Here is a 22,988-nt window from a genome sequence, read left to right on the forward strand (position 1 = left end):
TAAATTACCATGACCAAGGAAGCAGTTTTGGAAGTATTGGCAACCATTTTGGAGCCAGATCTAAAAAAAGATATCGTAACACTCAATTTTGTAGAAGATCTGCAGATTGAAGGTTCGAAAATTACCCTTACGATTTATGTCTCAAATCCGGCATTGCACGCCAGAAAACGCATGCAGGAAGCTGTTGAGTTTAATTTAAAGCGTGTTTTCGGAGAAGGTATCGAAATTACCTGCATGGTAAAAGGATTGCCGTCCGAAGCGCGTGAAACTCACCGTAAAATCCTCCCGGAAGTAAAAAATATCATTGCTGTGGCATCCGGGAAAGGCGGAGTTGGTAAATCAACCGTAACTGCGAATTTAGCCGGTGGATTAGCAAAAGCAGGATTCCGTGTCGGGATTGTAGATGCAGATATTTACGGACCAAGTATCCCTACGATGTTTGACGTGAACGGCGAGAGACCGACGATGTTGGATGTAGATGGAAAACCGATGATCAATCCGGTGATGAGCTACGGGATCAAGATCTTGTCCATGGGATTCTTCTCCCAGAATGATGAAGCGATTGTATGGCGCGGACCAATGGCTGCAAAGGCAATGACACAGTTATTTACAGATGCATACTGGGGAGAATTGGATTATTTATTGATCGACCTTCCTCCGGGAACGGGAGATATTCACTTATCGCTGGTGCAAACCGTACCATTGGACGGAGTAGTAATCGTAAGTACACCGCAGGAAGTTGCTCTTGCAGATGCGCGCAAAGGAGTAAACATGTTCAAATTGGATACGATCAACGTTCCGATTGTTGGTTTGGTGGAGAACATGGCTTGGTTTACACCTGCTGAACTTCCCGAGAATAAATACTACATTTTTGGGCGTGACGGGGTGAAAAACCTGGCTGCCGGAATGAATGAAACCTTCCTGGGGCATATTCCATTGGTACAGGGAGTGCGTGAGTCCGGAGATGCGGGCCGACCTGCTGTATTTCAGGAAAATACGCCTACAGCATTAGCATTTGAAGAATTAGTGCGTATCTTTGTGGAAGAGGTAAACGTGCTAAAAGCGCGTAAAGCATTAAAAACACAAAAAGATGGTGTTAAATAAATCCGAATTAACTGATAAGATCAACCTTTCGCTAAGTGAATTAAGACCTCACTTAAATGCAGACGGAGGTGATATGGAATTGGTTAATATTACTGATGAAGGAGTTGCGCAGGTGAGATTGCTCGGAGCTTGCAGCGATTGTTCCATGAGTATGATGACAATTAAAGCAGGATTGGAAGAAGCAGTGAAAAAGGTTGCTCCTGAGATCGTTGCTGTGGAAGCAATAAACTAAGTTTTTCAGTCAGTGGAAAAGTAGTAGTGCAACTTTCTTTTGAATCGTGGCGTCTAAGTCATGTTCAAAAAAATTACCCGCGCTATGAAACAATTGAAAACAACCTTAGTAATTGCTCTCCTCCTCACTTATTCCAATTTTTCGAATTCCCAGCTCATTTATTCCGGTGTTTCAGACCTGGAAGTATTGATCACGAATATTTTCGGTGTGCAGTGCCAAGGCATTTCCAATGTGGGAATACAAGGCGCGCAGCCTCAAATTGCCCGTTTTGAAAATGGCTCTTCATTGGGGGTAAACAGTGGTCTGGTACTCTCAACAGGATTTCCAAATATGTCAAGTGTCCAATCGGCTAATTTTTCAAGTTATGATTTGAATATGCCCGGAGATTATGATATCATCCAATATGGGAACTTAACCGGTCAGGGGGCTTCCAGCCACGATGCAATCGCGGTTCATTTTGATTTCACACCGATCATTACCGATACCATCCGGTTCAACTACATTTTTGCTTCGGAAGAATACCCGGAATATTCAAATACGACTTATAACGATCGTTTCCTCTTCCTGGTTTCTGAAAATGGGGGAGTTCCCGTAAATATTGCGAATGTTCCCGGAACTGCTATTCCGGTAGAGATCAACTCAATCAATCAACTGGTAAACTCTCAGTACTATATTGACAATCTGAGCGGACCTAATTCGGTGAATTTTGTATTTGATGCATACACCGTTCCGTTACAGGCAAAGTTTTTTGCGCAGGTAGGGAACACTTACCACATTAAACTGGTTATTTCCGATGTTTCAGACGGAATATATGATTCGGCTATTTTCCTGGATGAGCAGGAAGCAAACAACGATATTTCCGGTAGTTTGACAGTAAACGGCCAACCGGCTGAAGGAGTCCTGGAGGTATTCAACTTCGTTCAGGATACCATTGTTGCAATACCGGTAGAAACAGTGAACGTAACGAATGGAACCTATGTAGCCGACAGCCTTCCTACCGGATTGTACCATGTGCGTTTTACTCCTGATCCGGTTCTGTTTCCGGGAGCAGTTCCACTTTACTTTGCAACAAGTTCTACCTGGACAGGAGCAGACGCGATCGGGTTGCCTTGCTTCCTGAATAATGCAAATATCAACTCGGATACACTGGATGTATTGAGCGGAACCGGAAGTGTCTCGGGAACGATCGTAGTGGATACTTCTTACCTGAAATCACTGAACGTGCCGTTTGGAGGAGCACTGATGCTTTTGAAAGATGCACAGACGCATGAAACAAGAGGTTTCGCATACACTGCTGCAGACGGAACTTATACGATCGATCACGTATCAGACGGTTCTTACTACTTATTAGTTGATGTTCCTTACGTTCCGCATACGGATACCATGTTCTTCGATCTTCCGGTCGGAGGGATTTTATTGGGAGCCGATTATGCAATCGTTTTAAACGGAATTGAAACAAACGGAACGCCGTATTTGGGATTGGAAGAATACAAAGAAATTGAATGGAGGATTGCTCCGAACCCGGCTGATAAGGTCGTTGAGATTACTTCAGACCAGGCGGTGAAAGTGATCCGGATTATTTCGATCGACGGGGCAGTAGTAACAGAAATTAACCCGGCGGAAGGTGCATTAAAAACAACCCTCGACATCAGTCAGTTGAAACAAGGGGTTTACCTGGTACGCATGGATCAGTCGGCACCAAAAAGATTGGTTGTGACGAAGAAATAAGCAGCAAGTAGGGGCGTAAAATTTTACGCCCCTACTTGCTTTGCCTGGATTCATAAGGATGAAAAAATAAAACCCCGACATTTATCGTCGGGGTTTTATTTTTTTATTGCCAGCTAATATAGATTTTGTTTTACTACTGCGCTAACGCTTACGCAGTAGCTTGTGCCGCCGCTAAAGCTTTGGCGACATGCCGGTCAGCGAAGGCGCAACGCTTGTCTTTAACGAATCAAAAGCTTTTCTTACTTCTTCGCTGCAGCGTATTTCTCTGCAACTTTGTTCCAGTTAATTACATTAAAGAATGCGTTGATGTAATCCGGGCGACGGTTTTGGTAATGCAGATAGTAAGCGTGTTCCCAAACGTCCATAGCAAGGATCGGTGTTCCTTTACATCCTTCACCCATCAATGGATTATCCTGGTTTGCCGTAGAACAAACAACCAATTTACCGTCTTCTACACACAACCAGGCCCATCCTGAACCGAAACGCGTTGCTCCGGCCTTTGCAAACTCTTCTTTGAAGTGTTCGAATGTTCCGAAAGCATCGTTGATTGCCTGAGCCAGTTCACCTGTTGGAACTCCTCCTGCATTCGGTGCCATAATTTCCCAGAACAGGTTGTGGTTCCAGAAACCTCCGCCATTATTGCGGACAGCCGGCTTGTCTTTGCAGTTTTGTAAAATATATTCGATTGATTTTCCTTCTAAATCCGTTCCTGCAATCGCATTATTCAGGTTTGTTGCGTATGCCTGGTGGTGTTTTGAATAATGGATCTCCATCGTGCGAGCGTCAATGTGTGGCTCTAATGCATCGTATGCGTATGCTAATTTTGGTAATTCAAATGCCATAACAGTTATTTTTTATGTTGTCTAACAAAAATAGGAAACAAAATTGATAATGCCTGTTTCAGACGAAAGAAGCTTTTGTTATGAAAGGTTAAAAGGGATTCAAAATGCAAAATTCAAAAATGATGAAAACAAAAGAGACCAAATAAAGGTATAAACAAAAAATCCTTCTACCCTGAGGCAGAAGGATTTTGAAAGAATTTAATATCGGCTTAGTTCTTTGAAACGCGTTTAACAGAAACAGCTCCGTTCGTTCCGTATACTTTCACCAGGTACATTCCTGTGTTCAAAGCAGAAAGATCCATTTCCAAAGAAGTAGTGTTTGCAGATTGCTCCAAAGCCAATTCACCGGATAATTGGTAAACTTCGACTTTAGAAATTACCTCATCGGAGTTGATGTGAACAGAACCTGTAGTTGGGTTCGGGAACATCAATAAATTGATCAATTCGCTTTCTTCCAATCCAAGGTTTGCAGGAACGCTTGTGTAATAAGCAGACTGGGAAGTTTGAGCACCTGTAATGTCAGAAACATTTGCCAATTCGTGGTTAACTCCTGCTTTGTACCAGTTGTAAGCAACAATCGATGAGTTGACAGTTCCTCCGGCATAAGTGTCCGTGTTTGTCTGAGTGGACTTGATACGAACCACATTGGTGAAAGTTCCTTCCGGAGTGATCAATGTACCTGTACCGGAATACTCAGATTGGATTGTTCCGGCTCTGTTGAAAGCATAACCGCTTACAGAAAAACTTGCGGCACATGCATCTGTATAATTATAGCTGCTTGTAACCGGGAACTGCATGTAAGTTTGAGAATTCGAATAGGTGAAAACAGTTCCTCCTGCATCCAAACCTACCAATTCCATTTTAGAAGCGGAAATGTTGTAGTAAATAACTCCTCCGTTTGACTGGGTTATTTTGACATTTGCAGTTGGGAAAGTTCCTCCTGAATTAGCTGTTACCGAAGCTGTTACCTGGCTGTTGTCAGTCATGGCAGACAAATCCCATGTTACACCTGTCCCTGCACTTCCTGGGTTTACGTAGTCTGAAACGTACATCGTATAGTTGTCGCCTGCCGTATAACCGACATCTGTACGAGTTAAATTTTGAGCAAACAGCGCATTGCCTGAAATCAGCATCGCCGCGAAAAAGTAGATTTTTTTCATGATCCAGATAATTAAAATTAGACCGCTAAGTTATCGAATCAAATGATTGATTGCCCGGATAATTGAAAATAGATGCATAAAAATACAAAATGTTCGTAAGGTCAGTTTAAAAATGCTTTAACGGTATCAAGCGGTAAATGATCCCCGATGTAGCTGCAGTAATAAGCTCTGTTTACAATTCCGTTCTCGTCAATTAAAAAATCCGCTCCCAGGGTACCCATGTCCCCATCCTGCTTCATTTTTGTCTTAAAAAGCTTACTGCCTTTCTTTGCCTTGCCAATAGCCCCATGGAAAATACTTTTAAAAATTTTCCCCTTATTCCTTTCGATGCCGTACAATTGATACAGGGTTTTCTCCGGGTTAGGCAGCATGACGGCATAGGGAGGAGTTTCACCTTCCAGGTAAGTTCTCATATTTTCGGCAGTGCTTTCATAGACAGCCAGAACAATTAAGTTTTTTGATTTAAAGTAAGCTGCTTCTTCCTGCACTTCATGGAAGCGGAGGTTGCAAATCGGACAACCCACGTTCCTGTAAAAAGTGAGCAGTATTTTTTTTCCTTTGTAATCGGATAGATTAACGGTACTTCCGTTTACATCTTTAATGGTAAATGACGGAGCTGCTTGTCCCTGACTAATTTTCATGTTTTCTTTTTTGTTTGTAAATGATAAAATGGTGATAGCAAATAATGCTGGTAAGAGCCAACCGGAAAAATTCATTTTTTTTGCATTTCAATCGTTACGTCACTATTGACTATGCAAAGTTGCGGGACAAAAAAGAAACCGATTTTGCGAATCAGCTCAACTATTTGTTGATTTGGGTCAAACGGTATTTTGTAGGGGCAATACCATATTTTTCACGAAAACTTTTTGTAAAGTTGGCAAGGTCATTAAAACCGCAGTCGAAAGCAATTTCCGTGATCCGGTTATCGGACGTTGAAAGCAGGGCAGCAGCTTTTTCAAGTCTCCGGATTTTGATATAATTGGCAGGAGAATCGTTGTACAACTTTCTAAACTCTCTTTTAAAAGAGGAAACACTCAGATTGGTTTTTTGCGCCAACTCGTCGATGCTTATCGGTGAAAAGAGATTCGCTTCAATGATTTGCTTAAAAGTATAAACAACCGGGGAGAAAAGCTGTGAAAGTATCACGCGGATGGTTTCTGCACTCCGGTTTTGTAAAAGCAGCAGAATGATTTCCTTCAATTTTAAGGTGAGAATTTCATCATTTGCCAAAGCCGGATTCTCAAAATAAAGAATGAGGCCTTCCATGTATTTCCGGATAAGGAAGTCATTGTTTACTTTTTCACTGGATTGGTTCGATACGATATGCTTTGCCGGTTGGATAATCAATGGAAGTTCCTTTTCATAGATCCGCTTTAAAATATCCGGATGGAAATGAATAACCACAATCTCATTGACATTGTCTGAAAGAGCCTGGCTTATTTTCTTTTCGGTATTGATGCAGTTTAGAAATAAGGAATAATTGCTTGGAATTACAAACTGTTCTTCGTTTACATGAAACTGGATTTCACCCTGCAGGGAAAATAAAAAACAAGCATTGTCTGAAACCGGAAATGAAAATTCAAACGGTGGTTTCACCACTACTTTCTGAAGCAAAGGTTTTCCGTAAAGATCAATTTTCTGATGGTCGATTACCATAGCCGTTCATTTAGCGGTCTTCCCTGTAAATTATTTCCCGTACTTCGTCTTATACTTTTTATAAAGCTCCGTCTGGAAATTCGTAGTCGGAACAAAAATTCCGTTGATAAGCAGGAGCGAAGCCTGGTTGCTCTTCATCTCTAAAGCGGATCCGGTAGAACCGTATAGTACCGCTTTTTTTCCAACCTCAATGGTTCCGTAGTTTTTGGAAATTCCCATAATCTCGCAGGCACTCAAAGTAATTGAACGAATGGCTTCTTCCTCCGTCAAACCGTATGACATCGCTGTTCCTGCAAGGAACGGAAGGTTTCTTGCATTCATCGCTTCCATATCTCCCTCATTCTGCAGACAGAATTGTACCCCGGCTTGTTGTAACAGGAACGGTAGTTTGTAAGGAAGGTCGAAAGCGTCATCGTCATGCCGCGGAAGCGAATGCAGACGTCCGATCATCACCGGAACATTCTTGATCTTCAGGCGTTCTGCAACCAGGTAGCTTTCATAACCGCCGACAATTACCGGGAATTTGATGTCCAGTTCAGAGATCAGGTCCAGGATATCATTGATTTGCTGTACCTCATCCGCATGGAAATAAAAACGTTTTTCTCCGTTGAAACAATCGCTCATGGCGCTGTACTGAAGTGGTGTGTTTTTATCCTTATTACCTGCACTTACCTTCGCATACTTCAAATAAGCAATCAATTCACGCTTTTGTTCTTCGTAAGTTTCATTCGTTTTGGTAATCGGATCGCCCCACTTGCGGGTGTAAGCAGACGGCCAGTCAATGTGTACACCGTCATCTGCTTTGATTGTTCCGTCTTCCCAATTCCAGCAAGAACTTGCCATTAAACTTGACTGACCGGAAATGCGTCCGCCGCGAGGAGTTGTTTGGATCATCAATACTCCGTTCGTGCGAACAGTTTCTATCACATCGGATTCACAATTGTAAGCGATCTGTGCACGCACATGCGGGTTGAAAGTCCCCATTTCCTGAAAATCACGGGAAGCACGAACCGCATCGATTTCCGTTAAGCCCAGTGTAGAGTTCGGAGCTACGAATCCCGGGTACAAATGGTGTCCGTTGAGCGTAATTACCGTATCCCAATCGGATTTATCATAAGTGTAAGCAAGTGTATTCTTCACTAAAGTAATGATACCGTTCTCAATTCCTACGGACCCGGTGCTGATCACATTCCCGTTTCCGATATGTACCGTTGCACCTTCAACGAGGATCTTGTTGTATTTCTTTTGTCCGTAGCCATTTACACTTACCAGCAGGACCAAAAAAGTATAGATAATTGTTTTCATGTTCTTGAATGCCGGATGTTTAATGTTCGTTCACTTCCAATGATTCTTCTTCACCCAATGTGTTGCAGTGGAAATGCCCTTTGCGCTTGCGTAAAAAAGGCTTGGTTGATTCGCCTTTCTTGCTTTCTTCGGACATTTTTGCAATGATACGTGCTCTTTCAGCTGCAATTTCCTGCTGAATGATGAAATCTTTTTGAGCATCGAAAAGAATCTCCCCGTCTACAACGGTATATAGTGGTTTCGCCGTAACACTTAACGGATTGTTTGTCCAAAGCACTAAATCCGCGTCTTTCCCAACCTGTATGGTCCCCATGCGGTCGTCGAGGTGGAGCAGTTTTGCAGGGTTCAACGTCACCATTTTCCACGCCTGTTCTTCCGTTGCACCACCGTATTTGATCGTTTTTGCTGCTTCCTGGTTCAAACGTCTTCCCATTTCGGCGTCATCCGAATTGATGGCAACTGTTAATCCCATGTTTGTCATTAAAGCGGCATTTTGGGGAATTGCATCCATTACTTCGAATTTATAGGCCCACCAATCTGAGAAGGTAGAAGCACCGACTCCATGCTCTTTCATTTTGTCGGCCAATTTGTATCCTTCCAAAATGTGTGTGAAGGTATTTACCTTAAATCCGAAGGAATCAGCTACATGCATCAGCATATTGATCTCTGACTGGACATAACTGTGACAGGTAATTTTGCGTTCACCAGATACAATCTCGTATAAAGCCTCCAGTTCCAGGTCTACTGCCGGGGGAGTGATGTTTTTATCTTTTTGTTTACCGGTTTGTTGTCCGCTTTTCGCCTGGTGATAAGCCAAAGCGCGGGAAAATGCATCAATGTAAACCTGCTCAACACCCATACGTGTTTGCGGGAAGCGGTTACTCACTCCCCAATTGGACTGTTTTACATTTTCTCCCAAAGCAAACTTTACGAATTTCGGAGCATTTTTGATCGGATATTCGTGCGGGTAATGGCCCCATTTCAATTTGATCAAAGCAGATTGACCACCGATCGGGTTCGCGGAACCGTGTAATAATTGTGCTGCAGTAACACCTCCGGCCAGTTGACGGTATACATCAATGTCTTCTGCGTTAATGGCATCTTCCATGCGCACTTCACAGGTTACAGCCTGTCCGCCTTCATTTACGCCGCGCGTTAGCGCAATGTGGGAATGTTCGTCAATAATTCCGGTCGTAAGGATTTTTCCGCGAGCATTGATCACCACTGCGTCGTTTGGTTTCATGTAAGTTCCGGAACCTTTGTGAATGGCTTTGATCTTCCCGTTTTCTACAATAACAGTCCCTTCCTGGATAATTCCTTCGTCGGTATTTGTCCAGATAGTAGCCTGTTCGAAAATGATCACAGATTGTTTGGGCGGAGCAGTGAAACCAAAGGCACTGTTGGGAAAACGAGTGGGAGAAATGGTAAGAGTATCTGCTGTCCAGGCTTGTTTGTTCTCGTCTTTCGCTTCGTATTTCTTGTTGCGTAAGGCACTCCATTTGATCCACCTTCCCTTGTTGTTTGTTCCTTCACCTTCGAAGATGAATACGCGTGGATTGACATCGCCTTTTAAGCTGAAAGCCTGGTTCTCACCATCTATTTGCTGTACAAAGTGGATAGCGATGTCGTTGTTTAGCAAGGTGAGTTTCGCCTTGGTCGTCAGAGTGTCTGATTTATTGGCAAGTGTCAAAGAATCCTGGATAGTACGCACTAATTTTACTTTTGCTTCCGGCTGACTTGGTGTTCCGGCAATTTCCAGCCAGTATTTAACACCATCAATGTTTAAACTATAAGTTCCGCGGATGTCTGAGATCGGGGCATTTTGGAGAATCCTGCGTTCTCCTTTTGAGAAGACTTCCAGCACTTTCGCCTTGTAGAGAAAAGGATTTTGATCATAAACCGTGAAATTCGCCCATTTATCCGTTTCAATAGTTCCCAATTCTTTCTGAACTCCCAATAAAGTCGCAGGTGCTATGGTTAAAGAGCGCAAAACATCATTTACAGACCAGCCTGCAGCCAGGGCCTGGTGAATGTGTTTCCAGAAATCAGCAGCGGTGGTATGTCCGGCTGCGGATGTAATGAAAGGAACTTTGTGTTTGAATAAAAATCCCGGGTTTCTCGAAGCCATTTCCCAAATCTTCAATTCACTGTAAGGAATTTCGTGGGCCAGGTAAGGATCCTTCAAGTCAAATGCTTCCGGGAAATTGATCGGGATGACCACTGGTATTTTCAGGGTGTCCCAGGCATTTCCGAGGAATTGTTCCTGTCCGGTCCCGATTACTGCAAATTCGCGCTTGAATTCCCGCATGAATGACTTCACACGGAACACATCCGATTTGTCATCCAAAGTAAAGAAAGCCGGTTTTTTCAATTGAAGGGTTAAAGCTTCAAGGGTGTAATTGGCATCTTTTCCGTATTCGGCGTGCCATTGCGCATCGTAAAAAGACTGTCTCAATAAAGCGATTGATCCAACCAAAGAACTCGGGTAATCCTGCGGAGAACTCCCTTTGCGGAAGGAATAGAAAGAAGCTGCTTTGCTCAAATAGGGCTGATTATCTGTGTTTGTTGTACCCAGCTGCATGAGAGAACCGTAGCCTTGTGCCAGGCCGTCGTTTCTGTGAATCAATACAGATCCGAATCCCATTTTCTGGTATTCTGCCGTCATTTTCTCATCCGCTTTGTACCAGTCGATTGCGTCGAATTCAGCACGTATTGCATGGTTCCAATAGTATGGACCTGTTTTGTTTTCCGCTTTTTGGTCGGCCGGGATTCCCATGGTAGAGTTTACTTCGATGAAGGAAGGAACAACTACGGCATTGTTTCCGTCTATCACTACCAGGTCTTTAGGAGTTGTGAGTAAGATTTTGTCTACAGATGTGATTTTTCCATTCCGGACTGTAATGGTACCGTTTTCGATGGTTTTATCGGGAGAGATCAAAATAGTCACATTCGTAAGCACAAATGAGTTTTGATCAGGGGCTTTAACTCCATTATGAGGCTTTTCAGCTTGAGAAAAAACGCTCAGTGGAAATAAGAGAGCAACAATATAGCGAATCATTTTTCGACGACTTCTGGTTTTAAGGGCTGAAAAATAGTGATTCTATGTGGAAATAAGTGATTGAGTTCGACCAATGAGGTCTTTTTTTCGGTAATTTTGCCCAAAAAAGGAACTTATTATGGGAGCATTGGTACATGTACATTCTGGATTGCGCTGGTTGGCACTGGCATTGTTGCTTTTCGCAATCGTAAATGCCATTCTGAAATTGAAAAGTGGTAAATACGAGAAAGGCGATAAAATGCTGAACTTGTTTGCAATGGTGTTGTTGCACATCCAGATTTTGATAGGAACTATTCTTTCCTTTGTAACCGGAAAGATTTCTTATGCAGAAGGATGGATGAAAAATCCGCAATACCGTTTCTTCGGACTGGAACATATCCTGTTGATGGTAATCGCAGTTACGTTGATCACGATCGGAAGAAAGAAAGCGGAAAAAGCGATTGATCCGGCTAAAAAGCACAAAACCATTTTGATTTGGTATGTGATTGTATTGGTGATCATTTTCCTTGCAATTCCCTGGCCTTTCAGAACAGCATTAGGAGGATCATGGTTCTAAGAACAAGTGCCGGAATACTTCTTTCCGTTTGTTTATTGAGTGCTGGTTGCGGAGAAACAGAAAAGCCGGAAGTTAGCAGTAAGCCTGTTTCCAATGAACCGATCCCGCTGGAAGATGCAAGAGCGGTTTATACTCTGAACTGTGCTTCCTGCCATGGGCCGGACGGAACCCTTCAGGCTTCGAATGCAAAGGATTTGTCGATCAGTACGCTGGATGAAAAAGCGATTGAGAAAATGATCCGTAAAGGGAATGACAAGGGTATGATGCCATACGAGGATATGTTAAGCACACCCGAAATTAAAGGATTGGTAAAATTCGTTCAAACATTACGAAAATAGAATAATGAGTGAAGGTCACGTTTTAGTTGATGCAGTAGAAGAAACCTGCGTACTTGTTGGGATCATTACATCTACGGTGACCGATGAACAAGCTCACGAGTACCTGGATGAATTGGAGTTCCTGGCAGAAACTGCCGGTGCTACTGCTGTTAAACGGTTTACACAAAAACTTCCGTTAGCCAACCCGAGAACCTTTGTTGGAACGGGAAAGCTGGAGGAAATCAAAGATTACATCAAAGAACACGGGATTGAACTGGTCATTTTTGACGATGAGCTTTCACCTTCCCAATTGCGAAATATTGAGAAAGAACTGGAATGCAAGATCCTCGACCGGAATATTTTGATCCTGGATATTTTCGCTTCCAGGGCACGTACTTCCCACGCAAAAACGCAGGTCGAACTGGCACAGATGCAGTACATGCTTCCAAGACTGAAAAGATTGTGGACTCACCTTGAGCGTCAAAAAGGGGGGATCGGTCTGCGTGGTCCGGGGGAATCACAGATTGAAACGGATAGACGGATCATTCAAACACGTATTGCGCTCCTGAAGGAAAAACTCAAAGAGATCGATAAGCAGATGGCTGTTCAGCGCGGAAACCGCGGACAATTGGTGCGTGTAGCCCTGGTTGGTTATACGAACGTGGGGAAAAGCACCCTGATGAACCTGTTGAGCAAGTCGGAAGTATTTGCAGAGAATAAACTCTTTGCAACTTTGGATACAACTGTTCGCAAAGTGGTGATTGAGAACCTGCCTTTCCTGCTGACAGATACCGTTGGATTCATCCGCAAATTACCTCATCAGTTGGTGGAATCATTTAAATCCACGCTGGATGAGGTTCGGGAAGCGGATCTGTTGATCCATGTGGTGGATATTTCCCATCCGAACTTTGAAGATCAGCTACACATTGTGAATGAAACGCTGGCTGAACTGGATAACAAGGATAAACCCATGATTCTTGTTTTCAATAAGATCGACGCATACAAACCGGATGAAAGCGGTTCGAACATGACGCTGGAGGAATTGAAAAAAACCTGGATGAATCGCTTACCGGCTACCAAATGTGTCTTTATTTCCGCTACTGACAAAGAAAACGTGGAAGAACTTAAGGAAACCATGTATTCCGAGATCAAGCGCATCTTTGCCATTCGCTATCCGTTTAATAATTTCCTTTATTAATGCAAACAGTCAAAATCAACCGAAAGGTTGATTTTTTGGGAATGCTCTTTTTGGCGTATTTCGGTACCTTCGCGGGAAACTAATTGGAATGAAAATCGCGTTGCTTTTAAGTTTATTGTCTTCTGCAAGTTTGTTTGCACAAATGGAGGTCGGAAGCGTTTGGAAAGTTTCCGGAAATACGGCTGTCGGTTTAGAAGGATTGGGTATTGATTCTACCAAAATTCATTTCCTGGCATCCGGTGTATTCCAAATCAGCTATGAGCAGGGCGGGAATCCGGCAACTGAGACCAGTACCTGGCACGACCTCTCAGCTAATTCAGTAATGGTTACATACGATCCGGCCGGTGCCGCTTTCGGTGTGATGTGCCCGGATGATTCCACTTCTTTTGTTTATTCCGTTAACTCGAATACCATGACACTGTCGAACATTCAGGGTTCGTGCAGTTCTGCGGCAAGCATCCTGAATAATAGTACCTGGCAAAAAGTGGGGGGAACGAGCACAGCCGGCCTAAGTGATTTCCCTTTAGGGTCTTTAAGCGCTTATCCCAATCCTGCGGAAACCATTTTGACCATTGTTTCTTCAGAGATTATTTTCGTGGATGTCATCAAAGTGTATAATCTGTTTGGTAAAGAAGAACCAGTGAACGGGAACCAACTAAGTGCAAATAGTCTGGATCTGGATGTTTCGGCATTCTCTCCGGGTTGGTACCTGGTGCAAGCGCCGGGTGGACAATACCTGCATTTTGAAGTCAGATAGCAGTTGTGGAGCATACTCAATTTAAAGTTTTGGCATAAGATTTTCGTTCATTTTGGTATATTCGCTTATGCAATTTCGACTCTTAATCGGTTCACTGTTTTTAGTGCTTGGTTTGCAAGCTCAGAGTCCGTATCTGGATAGTCTTCGAAGTTGTTTATCAAAACCCGTTTCCTCGGATACCATGCGCGTTTTTCAATACAACGAGATTGCCTGGACCTACCTGGATTATTCGTTGGATTCTACTTTTTCTTTTGCGAATAAGGCCTTGCACCTGGCCCGAAAACGGAACTATCCGAACGGTGTTATGGATGCAAAGAACACCCTGGGGATCTATTACCGGTACACTACAGAATATTCAAAGGCGATCACCATGTACAATGAATTGATTGCACTTCGGATAAAGAACCACCAGGAAGATAAATTAACAGGTGCTTATTCGAACCTGGGGTCTGTTTATTTTGAAAAAGGATCCTATGCGCAGGCGTTGAAATATTACCAAAAAGCCATTGATATTGCCAAAAAATTCCGCCAGAATGATAAAGTGCTGGTTTTGTACTCGAATTTGGGGGCAGCCTATAAATCGGTGGGACTTTACGATCAGGCCATAGCTACTTTCAACGAAGGGCTGAAGCTCAATAAAAGAATTAAGAATAAGGAACAGGAAGCGCAGCTTTACGTGAACCTGAGTACTGTTTATCATGATAGAGACATGATAGACGAATCTGTAAAATATTCCGAAATAGCCAGAAGGCTTAGCAGGGAAATAAATGCAGTTCGTAACAGGCAGACAATCCTTTATAATTTATCACTGGATTACCGGGTAAAGAAACAATTTTCAAAAGCAAAAGCCTGTTTGGATGAAATGTATGCAGTTGCGAAGGAAATGGATGAAGAAGATATTTGGTTGGAGTATTACCTGGGACGTGCCAATTACCTGTACGATCTGAAGCGTTTCGATGAAGCCATGAAGCTTACGCTGACTGCCGAAAAATACGCTGATCGCGAAGCGGATTTATTGAGTTATGGTGAAGTGCAGCTTACAAAAGCATGTATTTATGCCGAGGAATACAGGTTTAAGGAAGGAATTGAAGCCGCTGAATTGGCGTTGGATGCTTTTAAGGACACGGAGGACGCGAATGCTCAAATCCGGACATATACTACTTTGTCCGAGATTTTAAAGAAAGCGGGTGATTATAAAAAGTCGCTGGAGTATTATGAAAGGGCAAATGAATTGCAGGAGAAAACGGACCTTGAGGCAGTGACGAACCAAATTGCAACGCTTAATTCTTTGAACGAACTGGAGCGAAAAGAACAGGATCTGGCACTTTCCAGGCAGACCAATGCAAAGATTGAAGCGGAGAACGAACGTAAAAGCAACCTCATCCTCGGGTTAGTACTGATTGGTATGTTGATTGTGGTATCATTGGTAATCAGTTTCAGGTCTAACCAGGAGAAGAAAAAAGCAAATGCCTTATTGAATAAGCAAAACGAAGAGATTGAAGATCAGAAATCAGTGATTGAACGAAAACAGACCGAGATACTGGATTCCATTCATTATGCGAAACGTATCCAGGAATCCTTACTGGTACAGCAGGAATTGCTCAAAGAGTCACTTCCGGAATCTTTTATTTTCTTCCAGCCTAAAGACATTGTTTCCGGAGATTTTTACTGGGCAACCAAGCGTGACGATAAGTTCTATCTCGCTATTTGTGATAGCACCGGACACGGAGTTCCCGGAGCATTCATGAGTGCTTTGAATATCACTTTTTTGAGCGAAGCCATTAATCAATTGGGAATCAGTGAACCCGGGAAAATCTTTGATCATGTCAGAAAGCGCTTGGTAGAATCTATTTCCCACGATGGTGCCAGAGATGGAATGGACGGTGTGCTTTTCTGTTTTGACGAATCAAACCGGGAATTGGCTTATGCAGCGGCTTATAACAACCCGGTCCTGTTAAGAGGCGGAGAATTGATCAAATTTCCTGCGGATAAAATGCCGGTGGGAAAAAGTGATTGGATGACCGGGTTCCAAACCTATACAATCAATCCGGAGCCGGGGGATGAATTGTTTGCATACACGGATGGTTATGCCGATCAGTTTGGCGGGGAAAAAGGAAAAAAACTGAAACTGGCAAATCTGCATGCATACCTGCTGCGTATTTCTACTGAAAAAACAACAGAACAACATAAACTTCTGAAAAATCATTTCCAATCCTGGAAGGGAAACCTCGACCAGGTAGACGATGTGTGTTTATTCGGAGTTAAATTTTAGTCCATGAGCCCTTTAAAAAAGCAAAACCTGCTGTTAGTCATTTTAGTGATCTTCTATTCCGTCGGATTAATCGGACTGCACACCGGTTACCGGTCCTATTTTTTAGGATTAACGCCTTTCAACCTGTTGCTTTCCTTCGGTTGTTTGTATTTGTCGTTCAAGGATTACTCACTTAAGAAGCACGTGGACATCATACTTATTGCCGCTGCAGGTTATTCCATCGAATGGATTGGAGTGCATACATCGGTTTTATTCGGACATTACCGGTACGGAAGTGTTTTGGGATACAAACTGGATGGAATTCCTTTAATCATCGGTTTGAATTGGGTGCTGCTCACATTTACTTCTGCGGCAATTGTTCACAAATGGCAAATTCCGCTGGTTTTAAAAGCATTGGTTGCCGGAGCGCTTATGACCGGTTTGGATTGGATATTGGAACCGGTTGCTATTCGTTCCGGATTCTGGTCGTGGGAAGGACATGTTGTTCCGGTGTATAATTATATTTGCTGGATGATCTTCTCCACTTTGTTCTCTTATTGGATTTTAAGCAGGAAAAATGTGGAGACCAACAAAGTTACCGTCGGATTATTTGTGATCTTAGTGATATTTTTTGCAATTTTAAACAGATGATTTCTACCTGGGCAGGCATATTGATTTTTATAGCGACTTTTTTCCTTACGGAGTTCGCGGCATGGTCGGCACATAAGTTCGCCATGCATGGTTTTATGTGGTATTTTCACAAGGACCATCACCAGGGACAACCCGGTTTTTTTGAACGGAACGATGTCTTTTTTCTCATATTCGCCGTGCCGAGCTGGCTGGGAATTATGCTGGGATTGATGTATAAACAGTATGGCTTCGTATGGATGGGATTCGGCATTATGGCTTATGGATTTACCTATTTCCTTATCCACGATGTGTTTATTCACCGCCGGTTTAAATGGATACGTGAGATCAATACACCTTATTTCTTAGCGATCAGGAGAGCTCACAAAATGCATCACAAACATATCAATAAGGAAGATGGAGAATGTTTCGGATTATTGATTGTACCTCTCAAGTATTATATCGAAGCCAGAAAAATCTACAAACAAAATCGAGCGGTTAAATGAGTTTCTACTTCTGGATTATTCTTGGAACAATCATCTTTCCGCTTTTATTGAGTTTCGATAAGAAAATTCACTTTTATACACATTGGAAAACCGTATTTCCTGCAATTCTGCTGGTAGGGTTGTTTTTCCTGTTGTGGGACAATTATTTCACGATCCATCAGATATGGGGCTTCACTCCCAAATACCTCCAGGGAATTTATTTATTTCGTCTGCCTATTGAAGAAGTGCTGTTCTTTTTAGTTGTTCCCTACGCATGCGTATTTGTTTACGAAGTAATACGAGGCTACTTCCCCAATCTGAAACTGGATCTTTTAGGTCGCGCTTTTGCTTTTGCAATGGTACTTTCCGGATTGCTGCTGACTATTTTCTATGCCCGGAACTGGTACACGCTCACAGCTTGTTCTCTTTCCTGTTTGTTGATTATCGGGATTCATTTCCGGTTAAAAGCAGCCTGGTTCAATTATTTTGCATTGGCATTCCTGGTTTGCCTGATTCCCTTTTTGATCGTAAACGGGGCATTAACGGGTTTCTTCACGGGTGAACCGATTGTTTGGTACTCCGAAAGCCACATCGTAGGAATCCGCATCGGAACCATTCCTTTGGAAGATATTTATTACAACCTGAGCATGCTGCTGCCGATCATATTTATCCACGAAGTGCTTAAGCAGTATAAGAAAAAGAAAAATTAATCGGGTTTGTATTTTAGCACTTCACCTGCACTGTTTTTCAGCCAAAGTTCGTTTGATTTCAGCCGTCTTATTTCATAAGTAGCGCTTCCTATCCCATCAAAGGTAATCATCAGGTCTTTCTTGTCGTTTGTGAGCTCCCATTCTCCTTTTAAAGTAACCACATCATTGGTATGGATTACCTCGTCATCGCTGGTGAACTCAGTTGTATACCCGGGAGTAGGGTTGTGCTCCACTGATCCGTCCGTATGAAGTGTTTCTTTCAACACCCACACGTTCTCTATCCTGGTTTTACGTGATAAGATGGAGAAATTGGGACCATCCGGATATTTGCCGCATGCATGAAGTAGAAAAACGAATGCCGGAAACAATGCGAAAAGGATTAGAGTTTTGAGTGCTTTCATGGTTTAGCTTTTTCCTAAGGTAGCGGATTTTCGCCGAATGAAAAAAATCAAAGTTTCCGATTAATCAGGAATTGAGCCAGAGCATGCAGTGTTCCTGTCTCCAATCCTTTTTCCTCCAGTTGTTTGAGGTTTTCCATAGCCTGGTCATAATAGGATTTCATAGCCTCCAGCGTTGCTGTTTTAGCGCCCAGTTCTTCGAACAGGTTCTGTGCATACACGACTTTTTGAGCATCTGCATCCATTTGGATCAGTTTTCCAAGGCGCTTATCTCCTGTCTGCATGGCTTTTAAAAATAGCAGGGTCTTTTTGTTCGAAAGCACATCGCCTCCGACTTGTTTTCCGAATAATTCAGGGTCGCCGTACAGGTCCAGGAAATCATCCTGGATTTGAAAAGCGATTCCCAGGGATACTCCGAATTCATAGAGGTTTTTGCGGATTTCTTCTTCCTGGTTCGCTACTATCGCTCCGAACTCCAAAGCACAACCCAATAGAACGGAAGTTTTCAGGCGGATCATCTCGATGTATTCAGCTTCAGAAACGGTGTCCAGGCTTTCGAAATCCATATCCATTTGTTGTCCCTGGCAGACTTCTATAGCCGTTTCATTGAAACGCTGCAGCAAAAGCGGAAGTCTTTGGTCGGAATAATTTGCCAATTGCTGATAAGCAGCAATGTATAAAGCATCCCCCGAGAGAATGGCAACACTTGGATTCCATTTTTGATGTACCGTCGGTTTTCCGCGTCTAACCGGAGCTTCGTCCATGATATCGTCGTGGATCAGTGAAAAGTTATGAAACAGTTCAAGGCTCAGGGCAGCACAGACACTTTCTTCTTTCGGGGTATTAAAGATCTCGCTGCTCAGCAAAGTGAGTATCGGACGCATCCTTTTTCCTCCCAAAGAGAGAAAATAGCGCAATGGATCAAACAGATTATGCGGTTCGTCGGCCAGCTTCAGACTTGAAATTTCATTTTCAAGATAAGCAGTGTAGTAGGAAAGACCGTTCATTATTTTTTCAATAATTGCAACAAATAACTTCCGTAGCCGCTTTTTACGAGAGGTTGAGCAATTTCCTGCAGCTGACTTGCAGAAATAAACCCGTTTCGATAGGCAACTTCTTCAATACAGCCGACTTTCAATCCCTGGCGTTCTTCAATAACCTGTACGAATTGTCCGGCCTGCATCAATGAAGGGAAAGTGCCGGTATCCAGCCAGGCGGTTCCGCGGCTCAAAATGGCAACCTTTAATTTTCCGCGTTTCAGGTATTCCGCATTCACGTCCGTGATTTCGTATTCTCCGCGCGCAGACGGTTTCAGGTTCTTCGCAATCTCTATAACATCATTATCGTAGAAGTATAATCCGGGAACCGCATAATTCGATTTCGGCTCTGCAGGTTTTTCTTCAATGGAAAGGACATTCATGACCTCATCGAACTCAACCACTCCGTAACGTTCCGGATCGCTCACATGATAAGCATAAACGACACCACCTTTCGGATTTGCATTTTCTTTCAACAATTCATCCATTCCAACTCCGTAGAAGATATTGTCACCGAGTATCAAAGCTACCGAATCATCTCCGATAAAAGATTCCCCGATCACAAATGCCTGGGCCAGTCCGTTTGGTTCTGCCTGCTCAGCATAAGAAAAGGAACAGCCTACTTTACTTCCGTCACCTAATAGTTTTTTGAACTGAGGAAGATCATGCGGAGTAGAAATGATCAGGATCTCGCGGATTCCCGCAGTCATCAAAATCGATAATGGATAGTAGATCATCGGCTTATCGTAAATCGGCATTAACTGTTTACTGATAGCTAATGTCAACGGATGAAGCCGTGTTCCGGAACCTCCGGCAAGAATGATTCCTTTCATGTTTAGTCTTCTTTTGGTTCGTTTGACTGATCTTTAGTTTTTTGCTCAGAATCGGGCGTATCGGAGTTTGAATCTTCTGTTCCTTCGATTGTCAATAAATCCCAGCTTACATCAGAATCTTCGTCGTAAATCTCAAATAAAGGTTCTTCAAACGATTTTGTAGTTAATCTGCGTTCGTAACTTAAAAGCAAACAAGGAAGTAAGATCAGGTTTGTGAAAAGAGCTACGAAATAGGTAATAGCTGATAAATAACCCAAAGCCTGAGTTCCTCCGAAATCAGAGAACACGAATACAATGAATCCGAAGAACAGGATTACGGATGTATAAATAATACTCAAACCGGTTTCACGAATAGAAATAGCGATGCATTCTTTGAGATCCCATTTTTTCGTTTTCAATTCATGGCGGTAATGTGCCAGGAAGTGGATGGTGTTATCGACCGTAATACCCAAAGCGATCGAGAAGATCAACAGGGTAGAAGGTTTTAACGGAATGCCGAAGATTCCCATGATCCCGGCGGTAATTGCCATTGGAATCAAGTTCGGGATCATTGATACAACAACCATTCTGAACGAGTAGAACAAGAGTGACATCAATGCGGCGATCGAAATAACTGCAAATACGATACTGGATGTTAAATTGCTTACCAGGTATTTTGTTCCTTCGGATGCTACAACAGATGTTCCGGTCAATGTTATGTCGTAGTATTCCTTATCTATCGCTTCACGAAGTTTTTTCTTGAAAGCTGGTTTGTTGAAATACTTTCTCACTAATTCGGGATCGGAATCGAAAGCGTACTGCTTTTTATCATCTCCGTTTGATAGAATAGCTGTAAGGTTGTTGTATACCCCGCTCGATAATTCAAAGATAGAATCGATGTATTCTTTTTTACCTTTCTGATAGTTGGAATAATACTTCTCCAGCAAAGGTTTATCCGGGTTCATAATGCTGTCGATACGATGTTCGATCAGATGGACCTGGTCTTCTACTTCATAAGATCCCAAATCTTTCATGGAAGTTCTTACGCGCAGAATATGATTGGTTGTATCTACCAATTCTTTGATCGATAAAGTCGAATTATTGGTTGTCGTAGACAAATTCTTTAAGTATGCATTCAAACGCAGCTTATCCTTTGTAGCGAAGATCTTATATTGTTCCGGATTGTTATTGTAGTAAGCCATGTTGACTACCTTCACAAAATCCACAATGGAAAGACTTTTGGCAAACAGGGTATCCCGGTCAAGCATTTCCTGAACCTGTTCCACACTCTGCATGGTATTCTTACCGAATAAACGCCCTTTTTCTTTGTAATCGATCAATACTTCAAAGGGAACTGCTCCGCCGAAATTGGCTTCCATGAATTGGATATCTTTCAGGATAGGATCTTTTGCCGGAAGGTCTCCGGTAATATTCCCGGTAACTTTCATGAAGAAAATCCCTATACCTGTTCCAATAGTCAAAAGAATAGTGATGACATAAACTGTTCGGCGGTTGTGTGTCGTAATATGGACAAGTTTTTCCAGGAACTTCACAGCGGCTTTGCGGTCAAGATGTTTTAAGTGGCGGGATTTCGGTTGTTTTGAAAAAGACGCAAAAATCGGGATCAAACACAGGGATACCACATAACATAACATGATGTTTACCGATGAGATAACTCCGAACTCGAAAAACTTCGTAGAACTTGTAAAGAGAAAGGTCATGAAACCGATTGCAGTGGTTACGTTTGTCAACCACATTGCTGTTCCTGTTTTACGAATTACCTGGGTCAGTGCTTTGATCTTATTCCCATGCTGTTTGAACTCGTAATGGTATTTATTAAAGAGGTAAATACAGTTCGGTATCCCGATAACGATCATCAGCGGAGGAATCAAGGCCATCATGATCGAAATGTTGTAATTGAACAAACCTATCGTTCCCATCGCCCAGATTACTGTAACTGCAACCACAAGCAGACTGATGAGTGTTACACGCACAGAACGGAAGAAGAAGTACATGATCCCGAAGGAAATCAGCATAGAAAGAACAACAAACAAGTACATTTCGCTCATTACCCGTTTCCCGATCAATACACGCATATGGGGCAAACCGGCGAAATGGATCTCATTGAATTTCTTATCGTAAGATTTTGCCAGTTCTTCAATTTGAATAACCACTTTCTGCTTCTCTTTATCAATCAAAAAGTTTTCATCAAGAGTCACCATCATCAAACTAACATGCGCAGAATCATTGTACATGACACCATTGTAGATCGGGTTTCTGCGGATCTCGCTTTTGATTTGCTCAATGGATTTCTCTTTAAAAGAAACATCGGAGAAGATCGGTTTGATGATGAATTGACTGTTGGCAGTATCATTAATCAGGTTAAAGAGCTTAGCTTCTGAGATTACTGAAATTACTCCGTCGATTTGAAGAATGGAATCTCCCAGGTTTTTCCACAATAGAAACTTTTCTTTGCTATACAGATCTTTATCTTTGATCGCAATAATCAGTGCAGATCCATCTTCCCCGAACATTTTCTTGAAATTCAGGTACGTGACCTGTGTTGGACTTTCTTTCGGAAGCATGTTTCCATACTTGTTATCGATCTTCAAACCAGTCAGTGCATAGTAACCAAAAAGCACGGTCAGCAATGCCATGATAGCAAGGATAATAAAACGGTTTCTCAGAATGATATTGGCTATTCTATTCCACATATCTCTTTAGTTTTTTATTTTTTAGCAGCCCGGATCATAAC

General features: G+C 42.6%; 21 protein-coding genes. 11 read left to right on the forward strand and 10 right to left on the reverse strand.

Going from position 1 to position 22,988, the window contains the following annotated elements; genetic code table 11:
* Positions 1–9: 9 nt before the first annotated feature.
* The 3 genes from QZT69_RS05565 (at position 10) to QZT69_RS05575 (ending at position 3,064) form a co-directional block, all read left to right on the forward strand.
* A complete protein-coding gene (locus tag QZT69_RS05565; RefSeq protein ID WP_294671522.1) occupies positions 10–1,104 on the forward strand; it encodes an Mrp/NBP35 family ATP-binding protein in 1,095 nt (364 codons plus the stop codon).
* The gene (locus QZT69_RS05570; protein WP_294671525.1) at positions 1,091–1,336 is read left to right on the forward strand and encodes a NifU family protein; all 246 of its coding nucleotides are present in this window, start codon (positions 1,091–1,093) and stop codon (positions 1,334–1,336) included. Before QZT69_RS05565 ends, QZT69_RS05570 begins: the two co-directional genes overlap by 14 nt.
* An 84-nt stretch (positions 1,337–1,420) precedes the next feature.
* The gene (locus QZT69_RS05575) at positions 1,421–3,064 is read left to right on the forward strand and encodes a choice-of-anchor L domain-containing protein (RefSeq protein ID WP_294671527.1); all 1,644 of its coding nucleotides are present in this window, start codon (positions 1,421–1,423) and stop codon (positions 3,062–3,064) included.
* Positions 3,065–3,303: 239 nt separating this feature from the next.
* Here QZT69_RS05575 and QZT69_RS05580 read toward each other — a convergent pair whose 3' ends face one another.
* The 6 genes from QZT69_RS05580 to QZT69_RS05605 form a co-directional block, all read right to left on the reverse strand.
* The gene (locus tag QZT69_RS05580) at positions 3,304–3,906 is read right to left on the reverse strand and encodes a superoxide dismutase (protein ID WP_294671530.1); all 603 of its coding nucleotides are present in this window, start codon (positions 3,904–3,906) and stop codon (positions 3,304–3,306) included.
* Positions 3,907–4,115: 209 nt separating this feature from the next.
* Entirely contained in the window at positions 4,116–5,066 is a 951-nt protein-coding gene (locus QZT69_RS05585) for a T9SS type A sorting domain-containing protein (RefSeq protein ID WP_294671533.1), read from the reverse strand.
* A gap of 101 nt (positions 5,067–5,167) precedes the next feature.
* A complete protein-coding gene (locus QZT69_RS05590) occupies positions 5,168–5,707 on the reverse strand; it encodes a peroxiredoxin-like family protein (protein ID WP_294671536.1) in 540 nt (179 codons plus the stop codon).
* A 160-nt stretch (positions 5,708–5,867) separates the two neighbouring features.
* Positions 5,868–6,722, reverse strand: a complete 855-nt coding sequence (locus QZT69_RS05595; protein ID WP_294671539.1) for a helix-turn-helix transcriptional regulator — start codon at positions 6,720–6,722, stop codon at positions 5,868–5,870.
* A gap of 30 nt (positions 6,723–6,752) precedes the next feature.
* Entirely contained in the window at positions 6,753–8,027 is a 1,275-nt protein-coding gene (locus QZT69_RS05600) for an amidohydrolase family protein (RefSeq protein ID WP_294671542.1), read from the reverse strand.
* Positions 8,028–8,046: 19 nt separating this feature from the next.
* On the reverse strand, positions 8,047–11,085 hold the full coding sequence (locus QZT69_RS05605) for an amidohydrolase family protein (RefSeq protein ID WP_294671545.1): 3,039 nt from the start codon (positions 11,083–11,085) through the stop codon (positions 8,047–8,049).
* 118 nt (positions 11,086–11,203) lie between these two features.
* On the opposite strand from QZT69_RS05605, the gene QZT69_RS05610 reads away from it, so the two are divergent.
* From QZT69_RS05610 to QZT69_RS05645, 8 genes are all read left to right on the forward strand, one after another.
* On the forward strand, positions 11,204–11,641 hold the full coding sequence (locus tag QZT69_RS05610; RefSeq protein WP_294671548.1) for a hypothetical protein: 438 nt from the start codon (positions 11,204–11,206) through the stop codon (positions 11,639–11,641).
* Positions 11,632–11,979 (forward strand): cytochrome c, encoded by a 348-nt coding sequence (locus QZT69_RS05615; protein WP_294671551.1) that lies wholly within the window; start codon positions 11,632–11,634, stop codon positions 11,977–11,979. Before QZT69_RS05610 ends, QZT69_RS05615 begins: the two co-directional genes overlap by 10 nt.
* A 4-nt stretch (positions 11,980–11,983) precedes the next feature.
* Complete coding sequence (gene hflX, locus QZT69_RS05620) at positions 11,984–13,156, forward strand: GTPase HflX (protein ID WP_294671555.1); 1,173 nt, start codon at positions 11,984–11,986, stop codon at positions 13,154–13,156.
* Positions 13,157–13,244: 88 nt separating this feature from the next.
* On the forward strand, positions 13,245–13,913 hold the full coding sequence (locus tag QZT69_RS05625; RefSeq protein WP_294671557.1) for a T9SS type A sorting domain-containing protein: 669 nt from the start codon (positions 13,245–13,247) through the stop codon (positions 13,911–13,913).
* A gap of 67 nt (positions 13,914–13,980) precedes the next feature.
* Positions 13,981–16,185, forward strand: coding sequence for a tetratricopeptide repeat protein (locus tag QZT69_RS05630; RefSeq protein ID WP_294671560.1), 2,205 nt, complete (start codon positions 13,981–13,983; stop codon positions 16,183–16,185).
* A gap of 3 nt (positions 16,186–16,188) precedes the next feature.
* Entirely contained in the window at positions 16,189–16,815 is a 627-nt protein-coding gene (locus QZT69_RS05635; RefSeq protein WP_294671563.1) for a carotenoid biosynthesis protein, read from the forward strand.
* Positions 16,812–17,297, forward strand: a complete 486-nt coding sequence (locus tag QZT69_RS05640; RefSeq protein WP_294671566.1) for a sterol desaturase family protein — start codon at positions 16,812–16,814, stop codon at positions 17,295–17,297. Before QZT69_RS05635 ends, QZT69_RS05640 begins: the two co-directional genes overlap by 4 nt.
* Entirely contained in the window at positions 17,294–17,986 is a 693-nt protein-coding gene (locus tag QZT69_RS05645) for a lycopene cyclase domain-containing protein (RefSeq protein WP_294671569.1), read from the forward strand. The genes QZT69_RS05640 and QZT69_RS05645 overlap by 4 nt, the downstream gene beginning before the upstream one ends.
* On the opposite strand, the gene QZT69_RS05650 is transcribed toward QZT69_RS05645, so the two are convergent.
* From QZT69_RS05650 to QZT69_RS05665, 4 genes are read right to left on the reverse strand one after another with little or no spacing between them, the layout of a single operon-like run.
* Entirely contained in the window at positions 17,983–18,387 is a 405-nt protein-coding gene (locus tag QZT69_RS05650) for a hypothetical protein (RefSeq protein WP_294671572.1), read from the reverse strand. The genes QZT69_RS05645 and QZT69_RS05650 overlap by 4 nt on opposite strands.
* A gap of 47 nt (positions 18,388–18,434) precedes the next feature.
* Entirely contained in the window at positions 18,435–19,391 is a 957-nt protein-coding gene (locus QZT69_RS05655) for a polyprenyl synthetase family protein (protein ID WP_294671575.1), read from the reverse strand.
* Positions 19,391–20,254: a glucose-1-phosphate thymidylyltransferase RfbA gene (gene rfbA / locus QZT69_RS05660; protein WP_294671578.1), complete on the reverse strand. Its 864-nt coding sequence runs from the start codon at positions 20,252–20,254 to the stop codon at positions 19,391–19,393. Before rfbA ends, QZT69_RS05655 begins: the two co-directional genes overlap by 1 nt.
* 2 nt (positions 20,255–20,256) lie before the next feature.
* Positions 20,257–22,947: an MMPL family transporter gene (locus QZT69_RS05665; protein ID WP_294671581.1), complete on the reverse strand. Its 2,691-nt coding sequence runs from the start codon at positions 22,945–22,947 to the stop codon at positions 20,257–20,259.
* Positions 22,948–22,988 lie beyond the last annotated feature (41 nt).

Source organism: uncultured Fluviicola sp. (genome assembly GCF_902168135.1).
Lineage (GTDB): Bacteria > Bacteroidota > Bacteroidia > Flavobacteriales_D > Crocinitomicaceae > Fluviicola.

Coding starts and splice junctions, on each gene's coding strand:
- QZT69_RS05625 (WP_294671557.1), top strand. CDS start 13,245: ATGAAAATCGCGTTGCTTTTAAGTTTATTGTCTTCTGCAAGTTTGTTT.
- QZT69_RS05655 (WP_294671575.1), bottom strand. CDS start 19,391: ATGAACGGTCTTTCCTACTACACTGCTTATCTTGAAAATGAAATTTCA.
- QZT69_RS05580 (WP_294671530.1), bottom strand. CDS start 3,906: ATGGCATTTGAATTACCAAAATTAGCATACGCATACGATGCATTAGAG.
- QZT69_RS05595 (WP_294671539.1), bottom strand. CDS start 6,722: ATGGTAATCGACCATCAGAAAATTGATCTTTACGGAAAACCTTTGCTT.
- QZT69_RS05650 (WP_294671572.1), bottom strand. CDS start 18,387: ATGAAAGCACTCAAAACTCTAATCCTTTTCGCATTGTTTCCGGCATTC.
- QZT69_RS05565 (WP_294671522.1), top strand. CDS start 10: ATGACCAAGGAAGCAGTTTTGGAAGTATTGGCAACCATTTTGGAGCCA.
- QZT69_RS05645 (WP_294671569.1), top strand. CDS start 17,294: ATGAGTTTCTACTTCTGGATTATTCTTGGAACAATCATCTTTCCGCTT.
- QZT69_RS05605 (WP_294671545.1), bottom strand. CDS start 11,085: ATGATTCGCTATATTGTTGCTCTCTTATTTCCACTGAGCGTTTTTTCT.
- QZT69_RS05630 (WP_294671560.1), top strand. CDS start 13,981: ATGCAATTTCGACTCTTAATCGGTTCACTGTTTTTAGTGCTTGGTTTG.
- QZT69_RS05610 (WP_294671548.1), top strand. CDS start 11,204: ATGGGAGCATTGGTACATGTACATTCTGGATTGCGCTGGTTGGCACTG.
- QZT69_RS05635 (WP_294671563.1), top strand. CDS start 16,189: ATGAGCCCTTTAAAAAAGCAAAACCTGCTGTTAGTCATTTTAGTGATC.
- QZT69_RS05665 (WP_294671581.1), bottom strand. CDS start 22,947: ATGTGGAATAGAATAGCCAATATCATTCTGAGAAACCGTTTTATTATC.
- QZT69_RS05640 (WP_294671566.1), top strand. CDS start 16,812: ATGATTTCTACCTGGGCAGGCATATTGATTTTTATAGCGACTTTTTTC.
- QZT69_RS05570 (WP_294671525.1), top strand. CDS start 1,091: ATGGTGTTAAATAAATCCGAATTAACTGATAAGATCAACCTTTCGCTA.
- QZT69_RS05590 (WP_294671536.1), bottom strand. CDS start 5,707: ATGAAAATTAGTCAGGGACAAGCAGCTCCGTCATTTACCATTAAAGAT.
- QZT69_RS05575 (WP_294671527.1), top strand. CDS start 1,421: ATGAAACAATTGAAAACAACCTTAGTAATTGCTCTCCTCCTCACTTAT.
- QZT69_RS05615 (WP_294671551.1), top strand. CDS start 11,632: ATGGTTCTAAGAACAAGTGCCGGAATACTTCTTTCCGTTTGTTTATTG.
- QZT69_RS05600 (WP_294671542.1), bottom strand. CDS start 8,027: ATGAAAACAATTATCTATACTTTTTTGGTCCTGCTGGTAAGTGTAAAT.
- QZT69_RS05585 (WP_294671533.1), bottom strand. CDS start 5,066: ATGAAAAAAATCTACTTTTTCGCGGCGATGCTGATTTCAGGCAATGCG.
- rfbA (WP_294671578.1), bottom strand. CDS start 20,254: ATGAAAGGAATCATTCTTGCCGGAGGTTCCGGAACACGGCTTCATCCG.
- hflX (WP_294671555.1), top strand. CDS start 11,984: ATGAGTGAAGGTCACGTTTTAGTTGATGCAGTAGAAGAAACCTGCGTA.